The sequence below is a fragment of the uncultured Lacinutrix sp. genome, assembly GCF_947500325.1.
Taxonomy (GTDB): domain Bacteria; phylum Bacteroidota; class Bacteroidia; order Flavobacteriales; family Flavobacteriaceae; genus Lacinutrix.
Genome location: NZ_CANMRQ010000004.1, coordinates 259,617 through 272,015, shown reverse-complemented (window position 1 = coordinate 272,015; position 12,399 = coordinate 259,617). Strand labels below are relative to the sequence as shown.

At 29.0% G+C, this 12,399-nt stretch carries 14 protein-coding genes; 12 read left to right on the top strand and 2 right to left on the bottom strand.

Going from position 1 to position 12,399, the window contains the following annotated elements:
* Positions 1-228: 228 nt before the first annotated feature.
* The gene (locus Q0997_RS07690; RefSeq protein ID WP_299886944.1) at positions 229-699 is read right to left on the bottom strand and encodes a hypothetical protein; all 471 of its coding nucleotides are present in this window, start codon (positions 697-699) and stop codon (positions 229-231) included.
* 207 nt (positions 700-906) lie between these two features.
* Here Q0997_RS07690 and Q0997_RS07685 point away from each other — a divergent pair, with 207 nt between their 5' ends.
* From Q0997_RS07685 to Q0997_RS07660, 6 genes are read left to right on the top strand one after another with little or no spacing between them, the layout of a single operon-like run.
* On the top strand, positions 907-1,317 hold the full coding sequence (locus tag Q0997_RS07685) for a TIR domain-containing protein (protein WP_299886941.1): 411 nt from the start codon (positions 907-909) through the stop codon (positions 1,315-1,317).
* Positions 1,318-1,325: 8 nt separating this feature from the next.
* Positions 1,326-1,922 carry a TIR domain-containing protein gene (locus tag Q0997_RS07680; RefSeq protein ID WP_299886938.1) on the top strand — a complete coding sequence of 199 codons (597 nt, stop codon included), beginning with the start codon at positions 1,326-1,328 and terminating at the stop codon, positions 1,920-1,922.
* Positions 1,919-2,896: a caspase family protein gene (locus Q0997_RS07675; RefSeq protein ID WP_299886935.1), complete on the top strand. Its 978-nt coding sequence runs from the start codon at positions 1,919-1,921 to the stop codon at positions 2,894-2,896. The genes Q0997_RS07680 and Q0997_RS07675 overlap by 4 nt, the downstream gene beginning before the upstream one ends.
* Complete coding sequence (locus tag Q0997_RS07670; RefSeq protein WP_299886932.1) at positions 2,897-3,403, top strand: TIR domain-containing protein; 507 nt, start codon at positions 2,897-2,899, stop codon at positions 3,401-3,403.
* 9 nt (positions 3,404-3,412) lie between these two features.
* Positions 3,413-3,841 (top strand): DUF4231 domain-containing protein, encoded by a 429-nt coding sequence (locus Q0997_RS07665; protein ID WP_299886929.1) that lies wholly within the window; start codon positions 3,413-3,415, stop codon positions 3,839-3,841.
* 23 nt (positions 3,842-3,864) lie between these two features.
* Complete coding sequence (locus tag Q0997_RS07660; RefSeq protein WP_299886926.1) at positions 3,865-4,002, top strand: hypothetical protein; 138 nt, start codon at positions 3,865-3,867, stop codon at positions 4,000-4,002.
* A 903-nt stretch (positions 4,003-4,905) separates the two neighbouring features.
* Here Q0997_RS07660 and Q0997_RS07655 read toward each other — a convergent pair.
* A complete protein-coding gene (locus Q0997_RS07655; RefSeq protein ID WP_299886925.1) occupies positions 4,906-5,100 on the bottom strand; it encodes a hypothetical protein in 195 nt (64 codons plus the stop codon).
* A gap of 140 nt (positions 5,101-5,240) precedes the next feature.
* On the opposite strand from Q0997_RS07655, the gene Q0997_RS07650 reads away from it, so the two are divergent.
* The 6 genes from Q0997_RS07650 (at position 5,241) to Q0997_RS07625 (ending at position 12,391) form a co-directional block, all read left to right on the top strand.
* Positions 5,241-5,459: a helix-turn-helix transcriptional regulator gene (locus Q0997_RS07650; protein ID WP_299886922.1), complete on the top strand. Its 219-nt coding sequence runs from the start codon at positions 5,241-5,243 to the stop codon at positions 5,457-5,459.
* Between the two features lie 3 nt (positions 5,460-5,462).
* Positions 5,463-6,578 (top strand): DNA cytosine methyltransferase, encoded by a 1,116-nt coding sequence (locus Q0997_RS07645; protein WP_299886919.1) that lies wholly within the window; start codon positions 5,463-5,465, stop codon positions 6,576-6,578.
* A gap of 9 nt (positions 6,579-6,587) precedes the next feature.
* Positions 6,588-8,738 carry a sensor histidine kinase gene (locus tag Q0997_RS07640; protein ID WP_299886916.1) on the top strand — a complete coding sequence of 717 codons (2,151 nt, stop codon included), beginning with the start codon at positions 6,588-6,590 and terminating at the stop codon, positions 8,736-8,738.
* Positions 8,728-9,339, top strand: coding sequence for a response regulator (locus tag Q0997_RS07635; protein ID WP_299886913.1), 612 nt, complete (start codon positions 8,728-8,730; stop codon positions 9,337-9,339). The genes Q0997_RS07640 and Q0997_RS07635 overlap by 11 nt, the downstream gene beginning before the upstream one ends.
* The gene (locus tag Q0997_RS07630) at positions 9,339-9,953 is read left to right on the top strand and encodes a hypothetical protein (RefSeq protein WP_299886910.1); all 615 of its coding nucleotides are present in this window, start codon (positions 9,339-9,341) and stop codon (positions 9,951-9,953) included. Before Q0997_RS07635 ends, Q0997_RS07630 begins: the two co-directional genes overlap by 1 nt.
* A gap of 1,148 nt (positions 9,954-11,101) precedes the next feature.
* Positions 11,102-12,391, top strand: a complete 1,290-nt coding sequence (locus Q0997_RS07625; RefSeq protein WP_299886907.1) for an alginate export family protein — start codon at positions 11,102-11,104, stop codon at positions 12,389-12,391.
* The last annotated feature ends 8 nt before the right edge of the window (positions 12,392-12,399 follow it).

Sequence of the window (12,399 nt, the reverse complement as noted above, 5' to 3'; positions counted from 1 at the left end):
TCCAATACTTAGTGTCGTGTAAACCCCATTTCCATGAAATAGCAAAAATTTCTACGATTATGCTAATAATCATAAATAATGAGAATATTTTAAAATGTATAGGCATCTTTCTTAAGAAGCTTCTAGTGCTAATTATAGCACATAAAGTCATAGGAATTAGATAAATATATTCGTAATTAAATAAACTCTTCACTTTTGAAATATACACAAAAACTAATAGTAAATTGTTTAATTACTATCATTATCAATGCTTTGATCACACCTTGGAGGGCAAGGTGACCCAAAATTAAAATCTCGTTTAATATTTTTTTCATTTGGACTTTGTTGTAACCTATCGTTCTTAGAGCGATCTGCAAAGTCTGACTCGTTTTCTAATACTACATTTTCCTGAAAAGAGACCTTACCATTAACATTTATTCGTGTAATATTCATTACTAAACAAAGCTGATCTTCAAATTCATGACCTTTTTCGTATGCACCAAAGTGAAGTGTAATCCCATTACCATTTGCATAATCAATCTCTTCTAATAGTTTTGCAATGTGTTCTCTTGTATACCATATACTCTTTGTTTCTACTTTTCCCAATTCTTTACAAAGAACAGGATGTTTCTTGCGTATAAAATTTTCTTTTCTTTTTTCTGTCGTTTCCTTTCCAATAAAAAAGAAAGGTAATTTTTTAGCAGAGTTTGATTTCTTCATTGTCATTGTTTTTTATAATATGTTTTATTTGAACAATTATTTGTTCAATTCTAGAAACAAAACAAATTAAAAAAAACGACCTAACACAATGATAGCTTGTGATACCTGAATAATCATATATATAAAATAGGTTTTTTCCTATGTAGATTAGGTTTTTTCCTAAACACACATTTCAAATATTTGTACCATAACAAAAAAACATAAAAAATGGCAAACCCAAGAGCATTTATTAGCTTCGATTTTGACAATAATAAGTCGGATAGACTCCTATTTGTTGGTCAAGCAAAAAATAGTAACACACCTTTTAATATAGAAGATTGGTCTTCTAAAAAAGAATTACCACAAAAAGAGTGGGAAGAGCTTATTAATAAGAAAGTTAACAAATGTAATATGTTAATTGTACTTGTTGGGAAGAAAACATATACTGCAACTGGTGTTATAAAGGAAATCAATTTTGCAAAGGAAAATGATGTTCCAATTTTTGGAGTGTATGTAGATGGAGCTAATTCTAAAACGAGTCTTCCTTATGGATTACAAAGAAATAGAACAATTAGCTGGAAATGGAGTACTATATCAAATGCTATTGATCAGTGTATGACTGAAGGCAAGAATAAATAAAAATTGATATGGGACTTTATACAAGTAAATACTTAAAAAATCTTGCTTCAAATAGCCAATCATTTGTTAATGAATCAAAACGAACATTTTCTAATAAACCTATAAACAAAACAGAGAGATTTGACATATTCTTATCTCATAGTTTTTTAGATAAAGATGAAGTATATGGAATATATATTGAATTATCTAATAGAGGCTATAAAGTATATGTGGACTGGATTGTGGATAGTCATTTAAATAGAAATAAGGTAACAAAAGAAAGTGCTGAACTTGTTAGAAATAGGTTAAAATATTCTAAAACTTTATTACTCGCTTTATCACCTAGTGCAAGTATGTCAAAGTGGATACCTTGGGAATTAGGCTATGTAGATGGTAATACAAATAGTTGTGCAATCTTTCCTATTACACGTGAAACTTACGGAGAAAAAACCTTTAAACGTTCAGAGTATCTTTTACTATATCCATATATAAAATTAGCTTCTTTAGATGGTCTTTCTGACCGCATTTATACTGTAGAATCTTCGTATTCCTATGTTGATTTTGGTAATTGGGTTAAGAATAATAGGCAACCAGATTTTAATTATAAAAACATTAATATATTATGAGAAAAGCACTAATTGTAGGAATAGATTATTATGAACATGGTAATGACCTTTTTGGATGCGTAAATGATGCACATTCTGTAAAATCAGTATTAGCAACAAATAGTGATGGAACAAAGAACTTTGATATTAGATTATTAACTGCTACTGGAGAAAGTTCAATGATATCAAGAAAAGAGCTAAAGCAAAATATTAAAGAATTATTTCATGGAAAACCAGATACTGCACTTTTGTATTTTGCAGGTCATGGATATATTGAAAGTACAGGAGGATATCTAGTTTCTTCAGAATGTTCAGAAGGAGATGCTGGACTTAATATGCGTGAACTATTAGAAATCGCAAATAAATCAAAAGCAAACAATAAGGTTATCATTTTAGATTGTTGCCATTCAGGAGCTTTTGGAAATGTTTCAGGTATAGATGAAACTGCTATTCTATCTGATGGAATGACTATTTTAACTGCATCTGACCCAGATCAATATGCAAAGGAAGAAAATGGGTCAGGTGTATTTACAAATTTGCTTGTGGACGCATTAAATGGTAGTGGTGCAAACTTAATAGGGAAGATTTCTCCAGGAAGTGTATATGCACATATCGATCAAGCAATTGGTGGCTGGGGACAGAGGCCAATTTTTAAGACGAATGTAAAAGAATTTACAACTTTGAGAGAAGTACAAAGTTCTATATCTCTATCGGATTTAAAAGAAATAGTAAAACTATTTCCAAAAAAAGGTGAAGACTTCCAGCTAAATCCAACCTTTGAGCCAGAAAGGGCAGAAGGGGAGGCAGATAAATATCCTGAACCGATAGAGGAAAATACAGAGAAGTTTGAAATACTACAAAAATATAATAGAGTTAACCTATTAGTTCCTGTAGATGCGCCACATATGTGGCATGCTGCAATGCAGTCAAAATCTTGTAAACTAACAGTCCTTGGAGAACATTATTGGAATCTTGTAAAAAAAGATAGAATATAAATGACTAATAAAGAAGACAATAAAGTTTCAATTGGTAACTTAATTATTGGGTCTGTTGTATTAGGAATTGTATTGTACAACATCTTTAAACCAAAAAAGGAAACAAAAACAGTAAATTCTCATAAAAATAAGAAGCGTGTTTTTATCAGTTTTTCAATGAAAGATGAAATTTATCGAGATTATTTAGTTGAGCAAGCGCAAGATAATAGATCACCATTTGAGTTTGTAGATATGTCTGTTAAAAAGCCTTGGCCAAAGCCTGTTTGGAAAGAAAAATGTAGAAAAAAAATAAAAGGCTGTGATGGTGTTTTAATCTTACTCAGTGGAAAAACTTGGAATTCACAAGGTGCTAGATGGGAAGTTAAATGTGCTAAGGAAGAAAATATACCAGTAGTAGGAATGCATATATTTAAAAACAATCAAAAATCAATACTACCAGAGCTTAATAATTCTAAAATCATAAGCTGGAAATGGAAAGAATTAGAAAGAATAGTGAAATCATTTTAATCATTTTTTATGAGTTCGGAAAATTATATAAAAGAGAGAATTGATAACCAAATTATCTGGTATAATCATGAGAGCTCTAAAAACAAAAAATGGTATTATAGATTAAGAATATTAGAAATTGTTTTTGCTTTAGCAATTCCATTTTTAAGCAATATCGTCATTGAAGAATCTTCATGGACATTAAGAATAATAAGTGTTTTAGGACTATTAATTGCATTCATAGCAAGTATATTATCTCTATTAAAATTTCAAGAAAATTGGGTAGAATATAGATCTACATCAGAAAATTTAAAATCTGAAAAACTTATGTTTTTGAGTAAATCAGGACCATATAATAAAGATGAATCGTATCAAATTTTAGTTCAAAGAATTGAAGAGATTATTACTAAGGAAAATTCTAAATGGTATAGGCTTCAAATCAAGAGCACATTAAAATAAATTACTAAAAACAAAATATTATTATGAAAATTGAAGCTATTAAACCTGGACCAAAACCAAAAAAACCAGATGGTACACCAGACAGAAGGAGAAGAGTTACTCCTCCAAATATGCCCAAGCATCCTAAGCTTAAACCACATAAACACAAACTAGGCGATTAAAGTAAGATACTATATCTTTTGAAGATTATAGTTTGTCAAGAATTCTAATATTTCACAGATTAATAATTATTGTAAAAAGTCGTTCTTATTCTAGTAAAGTTAAGGATTAGATATTATGCTAAATGCTGTTTTTATTTGAATAGATATTGATGATTTTAAAATACCATTCACAGAATATTGTTTTATAAACCTATTGAGAATCGTGTATTTGAAAATTTATGTGCAAATATGCAGAATATTAAAATTATGAGATTTCTATAGTTAGTAAAAAATCTCACATTTTTCTATTTAACATAATATTGTAAAAATGAAGCTTTTTTTATTGTTTTTTCACGAGTTTTTCATAAAACTAAAAACACAACCTTAATGTTAATAAGGCTTTTGAGTAAAACACTTTGTTATTTTTCATATTTTAAATGGTTAATCGCTCATAATTTAAATGGTTAACGACAAAATATATTTGTGTCCAGTATTTTAAAATTGATATGTTTTTTCACGTTTTATAGCTTTTTTCACGAAATATTCACGTTATTTTCACACAATAAATAAACGTTAGGTAATTATGTATTAAGACAAGTTTTGTTTTTTTACTTAAATAAAAATGTTGATTTTAAAAAAATCGAATGTGAATTTTAAAATACTATACACAAATTACTAGATATAAGTCTGAAGACGTTATATCATTAATTATGTCAAATATCGCTGAAAAGCGCTATTTCGCTAATTATTATAAAATGTACTATAATGTTCTGCGTTATGTAACTTTGCTTTGGTAAAAGCGAAGTTTTTTAACCCAATTTTCTTGGATTTTTTTCTTTCTAAAAACTTCTTTAAAAAATGTAATGGAATACTCTTTTTGCAGAAAGGGCAGAGGAGTGGAGGCAAAATGTGTATGGAATGGCTTTATTTCTTGCCAGTTGAATAATTAACTCTCTTTTTAAAGTCAATAATCTCATCTTTTAATTTCTTATTGGCATTTTCTATCAATTCATTTTGAAGTTTCATAACTCTAAGTAAATCGTGGATTGCATTTAAATTATCTAATTGAGTATAAACAACACGTTCTAAATCTGCTTTTGTATATCTTGAATTACCCATAAATTATATGTTTTTAAGATTAAATATCCCGTTTTTCGGAACAAATATATCAAAAATCGGATAAAATAAAAACTAATTGTTTAGAAAATCGGAATAAACGGACTTATTTTTTAGATTTATAATCTAAAAAACGGACAAAAATGACTGATTTAGGACTTTATTTATCTAGAAAATCTGTAAACAGGTCTGATGTATCTAGGAAAACAGGAATTAGTAAAACTAGACTGAGTGAATTGTCAAATAATAAAAGAACGAAGTTAAGAGCTAATGAGTTATACCTTATAGCTTTAGCTATTGATGTAACTCCTTGTGAAATATTTGAAGAAGTATGTAAAGAATTAAAACTTGTCGAGAAATAAATTATGGATATTTTAATTGAAGATAAATTATCATTACAGACAGATGTAAACAGTACTTGTTTGAATAATAATGCACATCTAGGATGTGATATCTTTAGTGGGGCAGGAGGTATGAGTCTTGGTGCAGAAATGGCTGGAATCAATATTTCTTTTGCTGTTGAAAATGATAAATATGCTGCAGAGACTTTTCTTAAGAACCATAGCTCATCAAAAGTTATTGTAGAAGACATAAGAAATGTTAAACCTACAGAATTAATATCTAAAAACCCATTTGTACTATTTGGAGGACCACCTTGTCAAGGTTTTTCTTTATCTAATACTGTTACTCGAAATTCTAAGAATGAAAAAAATAGTCTATTTGAAGAATTTTTAAGATTCATAGAAGAACTTGAACCTGAATGGTGTGTTTTTGAAAATGTTGAAGGTTTTAGAAGTTTCCAAAAAGGTAAAGTCGTAAAAATTTTAAAGAAGCGATTAGAAGATTTAGGATATACTGTAAATTTTGATGTTTTAATTGCATCTGATTATGGTGTTCCTCAGGATAGAAAACGTTTTTTTATGATTGGTAATAGAAATGGAATAAAATTTAAATTTCCTGAGCCAATACTGAATAAATTCACAGTAGCTGATGCATTTTTTGATTTACCAAATTTACAAAATGGTGATTTCATTGAATCCTTGCCTTATAATGGTTTAGCAAATAATGAATTTGCAGAAACTATGAGGGCAAATTCCAACTATTCAACTCAAAATTATGTTTCAAGAAATAGGGATTATGTACTAGAACGCTACAGGCATATAAAACAGGGGCAAAACTGGAGAGCCATACCAGATGAGCTAATGACAAATTATGCAGACAAAAATAACTGTCATTCTGGAATTTATAAACGTTTAAATTCTGAAAAACCATCTGTAGTAATTTCTAATTATAGAAAGAATATGTTGATACATCCTTTTGAAAACAGAGGGTTATCAGTAAGAGAAGCTGCAAGATTACAAAGTTTTCCTGATGATTTTATTTTTAAAGGGACATTAATGTATATGCAGCAACAAATAGGAAATGCTGTGCCACCTATTTTGGCTAAAGTAATTTTTGAAAGGATTATCAATCAATCGTAGCTGTATAATATGTCCAATATAAAAAACCTAAAATTTAATTTTGATATTAGTTCTTACCGTCTGCTAGGTAGAGAATTAATTACTGATAGGATTACTGCGTTATTTGAAATTGTAAAAAACAGTTATGATGCAAATTCTGAAAATGTAAGTGTTAAATTTTTCGATGTAAATACCTTGTCGAATAAGAGTAGAATTGTAATAGAAGATGATGGTTCTGGAATGGATTTATTTGATCTTGAAAATAAGTGGATGGTTATAGGGACTATGAGTAAAAGGGAAACTAGAAGGTCTCCCGCACCATATAATCGTAGAGTTGTTGGTAAAAAAGGAGTCGGTCGTTTTGCAGTAGATAAACTCGGAGCTAAAGTTATTTTAAAAACCACAATGAAAGGCTCAACAATCAGACACTGCCTTGAAACAGATTGGACTAAATATGAACAGATAGAGTCAAAACAGCTTCAGCTTAGTTTTGATGATTCAAAATTTCAATATTTTACTGATATTGAAAATAAATATTGGGAAGAAACAGTAGAAAAAAAGACTCACGGAACCTCAATAGAAATATACAACATTACAGATCCTTGGGTTGAAAAGGATATAAGAAAAGCAACAACAGAGTTGTCTAAACTTATATCCCCAATCGAGACTTTTGATTATCCATTTAACATATATGTATCATCTAATGAATATAAAGAATTAAATGATGTTTTAGTTCAAAATAACTCTATAGGCTTTGCAACTTTAGAAGTAGAAATCGATTTTGATTTAAGAAGAAAAAAGCAGCAAAGATTATTTTTTAATGAGCAAACCAATAATTTAGATATTATTGAATCTGATTATGATGATGATAGTATGGGCCCCGTTAAAATGCGACTATTTTATTTTGATCAAAATGATAAAAGAAAATTTAATAAAAGTTACTCAGGGGCTATTATAGATGGAGTCAAAATATATCGGGATGGGCTTATAACTACTCCATTCGCAGAATATGCATTAGAGAGAGATAAAGAAAGAGATATTCTTGGAATAGATAAGAGAAGATACTCTGGCTTTTTTGATAAAATTAGCTCTAGAGATTTATTAGGCTTTATAGAAATTACTGACAAAAACAATCCTCTTATACTAGAATCTACCAATAGACAGGATTTTGTAGACAATAAACAATATAGAGAGCTAAGAACCTTTATTATTGACCAAATCAAAGAACTTGAGAAAAAAATATCTGCTCAAAAAACTGAAGAAAGAGAAGAAACAAAATCAAAATTAAAGATAGCTCACAATGATTTGCAAAAAACTAGTGCAATTATTAGAGCCATTAGAAAAATTGCTACGCCAGAAGTAAAAGAAAAGTTAACTCAAGTCACATCGAATGTTAGAGAAATTGAAGTACAGATTAAAAGAGGAATAAGTGACTATAACGAATTAGAAAAAGAGCAAATTAAGCAAAGAAATTTATTTTTAAGCTTAATGTCATTACAAGATTATGCCTCTGAAATATCTCACGTAGTAAGAACTTCCATATCTAATATAAGTGATAGTGCTAAGTTTTTTACAGTTTATTATCCAGATGAAAAATATAATAACCATTACTTAAAACACGCTGATCATATTGGAGTCGAAATGAATAAACTTTCATCTGCTATTGATTTTATGCTTAGTTATGCAAAATCAAATGTAGGCTTTACTGAAATAGATTTAAGAGCAACTATTTCTGATTTATTTAATAAAACTTATCGGGATCGTTTTATTAAAAATGATATTCATTATACTGTTGAAATGAAGGATTCATTTGTTTTTACACATAACCTGAAATTTTTTGAAGATATTTTTGAGAATTTAATTGGAAACTCCTTAAAAGCTCTTAAAAGCATAAAAGGAAAAAAACACATTAAATGTTCAGGTAACTTGAATGGTGATATGTATGAAATTTATTTTTCTGATAATGGAGTAGGGGTGCCTAAGAGAATCCAAAATAAAATTTTTAATATATATTTTACAACTACCGAATCAGAAGGGGGAGCAGGAATGGGGCTTTATATTGTTAAAACTAGAATTAATGCTATGAAAGGAAGTGTAGAATTAATTGAGAATGAATTTAAACCAACTGGTACAACATTTAAAATCTGTTTACCATTAAAAGTTATAAAAGATGAAATCTGATGTAGATGTAGTAGTAATACACGATGATATTAAAGAACATTCTTTAATTATAACTAATCTTAAGGAATTGTATAATAATGTAAAATTAATAGACGATCCAGAAGAAGGTCTAAATTTTGTTATAAATCATCTTACTAGAAAGACTATTGTGATTTTAGATATCGATTTCGGAAATGGACTAAATGGTTATGATGTATTAGAGAAAATAAGAGAGCATAGTTTTTTAGTAGAAGTAATAATTTTATCTGCTCAAGACTTGCCAGGAACATCTCTACTTGATAAAATACATCAACTATTTGGTTTAGAAGCTTTTGATTACATAGTTAGAGGTAAAGTTGGATATGATGATCTACTTATTGAATCAGTTAATCGTGCTAAAAATAAAATTAAAAACAATATTGCTAGCGCAATTGATGAATGGGTAATTGAAAATAATGAGGATAAGGATAAACCAATTTATTTTTCTTCTGAAGGGGAAGCTTTTTCCTTGAATGATATTTCTAACGAAGTAAGAAATCAAACTGAGATTGGTAAAGATTTTGCGGAAAAACTAAATTCACTCACTATAGATTTATTGCTTAGGGGTAAAGAAAAGTTATAATGGCAGAAACTTTACTTATCTCAGACGATGAAGACGGAAGAGCTGGCTTTTTTTTTAGAGCTTGTAAAGAGGTTATGGAATCATATTTTGAAAATCAAAATATTACATATTCGAGCTTAACAACACCTCAAATTCATCATACAGGAATAACTGCATTTGCTCAAAATAAAGAAAGCTTTATTATATGTTCATTTTCCCACGGAATTTCAAATGCTTTAATAAAAGGTAATCAGCCATATATAACGAATAACTTAAATGGTTCTGCACTTACAGGTGGTTTTATGTATTCTTTTGCTTGTAGTACAGGAGCAATTTTAGGAAATGAATTAACTGTGCAAAATGGCTTATTATGTTATATTGGGCACTCTAAAAAAGTTTATATCTGGAATAATGAATTTCTTGATGCATTTATTAATTGTGCAACTATAGGTTTAATAGAGTTTTACAATGGAAAAACATCTTTTGAAATTATTGAAATAATTAAAGCAGAAATTGATAAAGAAATTGACCGGATATACAAAGTAAATTATTGGGTTGCAGCAGATTTAAAAAAGAATAAGAAATCATTGATTTTACACGGAATAGAATTATGTCTTAATGATTTAACCACTTAAGTATTATGTAAAATAGACCGGCGTTTTTACCCAGATGAAGCGTTGGCAAAACGGCCTTAGAAAACTTTGGTTAAAACAATAGGCGAATGAGCGTGAATATTTTAGAGGTCTAGCAATACATATTCTTAATATTAATAAGGTTTAAGGCTAGTTCAAAGCAATAATAATAGTTCCAATGTTTTCTAAAATATAGCGATTGAGCCGTGATTGTTTCCAAAGTTTTGTGCAGCCTTGATTTTTTTGTTTCTTTTTTTATCAAGAAAAAAAGATAATCATTAACTATTATTGTCACGATTTCAAATTTCAGTTCTAAATACCATAAACAGCACAAATCAAAAAAGGTTGAATTATAGCACAATTAGAGCAAGTGTATAGAAATTTATTTTTCTTAAATTTTATACTCTTGCGGAAACCTTTACGAGAATGCCGTAGAAAAAAATATTGCAGGATTATTATCGAATACGCGAATTTTGAATGAATCTAAAAGGTTAGCTTTTTTATGGCGGTGGCTATGCGGTTGGAAATTGAGTTTAGAAATAAACGCCAGTAAGCGTTTAATTTATAAAAAGCAATCGAGCGCATAGGCAGCGGCAATTTTACATAATGGCTAATTATAGCTACAAACAGCAGAATGTTTCTTATTTAGTACTAAACCCAAGAGTCTAATGTTTAATGACCCAAGTACTACAGTTTATTGTGTGTACAAGACTTTATGGGATATTTTACATAATATTACATTATAGCTATCAAATGGCATAACAACAAGATATAATCAAAATATGATATTTGTACTATAATTAATATTATGTAAAATAGAAATAATAAAATCTAAGTTTTCAAATAATAATATATATCCAATCATATTAGAAAATGATATACCAAATTATTTATTTCTAAGATATATTATTCTGTACCAGAAAAATAAATTCTTTAGAACAAAATATATACATTCTAAATCATATACATTAGTTTTTAGAAGAGTATGAAAAAATAAATTATAGTATATAATTAGCCCTAGAGATATTAATATTGAGTCAACAAGTTACTTGTTACTCATAATCAATTGATTATTAGATCTGTATTGTGCGTCTTAATTAAAAATAATTCTTTAAATTTATAATCATAGTAAACCACAAAAACCATCCGCTATGACTATAAAACACATCTTACTCGTTTGTTCTTTTCTCTTCTTTTCTAAAGCTTTTTCGCAGTTTAAAGTAGATGCAGATATAAGACCTCGTTTTGAATACCGTCACGGTTTTGGTAATTTATTTCCAGACAATGCCGATCCTGCAGCATTTGTAGTACAAAGAACACGGTTAAACTTAAACTACAAAATTGACAAACTTACTATTATGATGAGTTTTCAAGACGTGAGTACTTGGGGAGATACAAGACAAATAGATCCTGCAGATAGTAACAATTCGTTTTCACTATTTCAAGGTTGGATACATTATGATTTTGATGACAACTGGTCTACAAAGTTAGGCAGGCAAGTGCTGTCTTATGACGACCAAAGAATTTTTGGTGGCTTAGATTGGGCAATGCAAGGTCGTTTTCATGATGCAGCATTAATAAAGTATAATAAAGGGAGTTTTAAAGCAGATTTGGGGTTTGCCTTTAGTCAAGAAAACCAAAGACAATTAGGAACAGATTTTAACTTGTCAGGAGCATTCACTTATAAGGCTATGCAATTTGCTTATCTTAAAAAAGATTGGGATAAACTTTCAGCAAGTTTCTTATTCTTAAATAATGGATTTCAAAAATTTACAGGAGACGATAACGATATTCCGGATGGTGTGTTTTACAGACAAACGACTGGAACCTACTTCTCCTTCCCTATTGACGCAGTAAAACTAAATGGTTCTGCATACTATCAGTTTGGTAAAGCTAATGACAATACCAATCTTGCGGCATACCAAGTCGCTTTAGAAGCAAATTATAAACCTAATAAAACACTTTTCGGTTTAGGATTAGAATTATTAAGTGGTACAAACCAAGATGGAGATTCTAAAAATAAATCGTTCTTCCCATTATATGGTACAAATCATAAATTTAATGGCTTTATGGACTATTTTTATGTTGGTAATCATGCTAATAATGTTGGTTTAAATGATCTATATGCTAAAGCAGTTTTTAAAACTAGTGAAAAGTCAAGCCTATTAGTAAAAGGACACTACTTTTCTGCTAACGCAGCATTATCAAATAATGCAGACAGCTATTTAGGTACTGAATTAGACTTAGTCTACACACATAAATTAATGCCATTTGCTACACTTAATGTTGGGTATTCGCATCTATTTGCTTCAGATAGTATGAGTTTAGTTAAAGCAGGAAGACCAAACGATAATACCAATAATTGGGCTTGGGTACAATTAAAAGTAACACCAACCCTATTTAATAGTGCGCAAAAAAAACAAAATAATACTACAAATTAAAGTTGATA

Bases quoted from the DNA above. Each gene is read 5' to 3' on its own strand.
- Q0997_RS07690 (WP_299886944.1), bottom strand. From the start codon at position 699: ATGAAGAAATCAAACTCTGCTAAAAAATTACCTTTCTTTTTTATTGGA.
- Q0997_RS07685 (WP_299886941.1), top strand. From the start codon at position 907: ATGGCAAACCCAAGAGCATTTATTAGCTTCGATTTTGACAATAATAAG.
- Q0997_RS07680 (WP_299886938.1), top strand. From the start codon at position 1,326: ATGGGACTTTATACAAGTAAATACTTAAAAAATCTTGCTTCAAATAGC.
- Q0997_RS07675 (WP_299886935.1), top strand. From the start codon at position 1,919: ATGAGAAAAGCACTAATTGTAGGAATAGATTATTATGAACATGGTAAT.
- Q0997_RS07670 (WP_299886932.1), top strand. From the start codon at position 2,897: ATGACTAATAAAGAAGACAATAAAGTTTCAATTGGTAACTTAATTATT.
- Q0997_RS07665 (WP_299886929.1), top strand. From the start codon at position 3,413: ATGAGTTCGGAAAATTATATAAAAGAGAGAATTGATAACCAAATTATC.
- Q0997_RS07660 (WP_299886926.1), top strand. From the start codon at position 3,865: ATGAAAATTGAAGCTATTAAACCTGGACCAAAACCAAAAAAACCAGAT.
- Q0997_RS07655 (WP_299886925.1), bottom strand. From the start codon at position 5,100: ATGGGTAATTCAAGATATACAAAAGCAGATTTAGAACGTGTTGTTTAT.
- Q0997_RS07650 (WP_299886922.1), top strand. From the start codon at position 5,241: ATGACTGATTTAGGACTTTATTTATCTAGAAAATCTGTAAACAGGTCT.
- Q0997_RS07645 (WP_299886919.1), top strand. From the start codon at position 5,463: ATGGATATTTTAATTGAAGATAAATTATCATTACAGACAGATGTAAAC.
- Q0997_RS07640 (WP_299886916.1), top strand. From the start codon at position 6,588: ATGTCCAATATAAAAAACCTAAAATTTAATTTTGATATTAGTTCTTAC.
- Q0997_RS07635 (WP_299886913.1), top strand. From the start codon at position 8,728: ATGAAATCTGATGTAGATGTAGTAGTAATACACGATGATATTAAAGAA.
- Q0997_RS07630 (WP_299886910.1), top strand. From the start codon at position 9,339: ATGGCAGAAACTTTACTTATCTCAGACGATGAAGACGGAAGAGCTGGC.
- Q0997_RS07625 (WP_299886907.1), top strand. From the start codon at position 11,102: ATGACTATAAAACACATCTTACTCGTTTGTTCTTTTCTCTTCTTTTCT.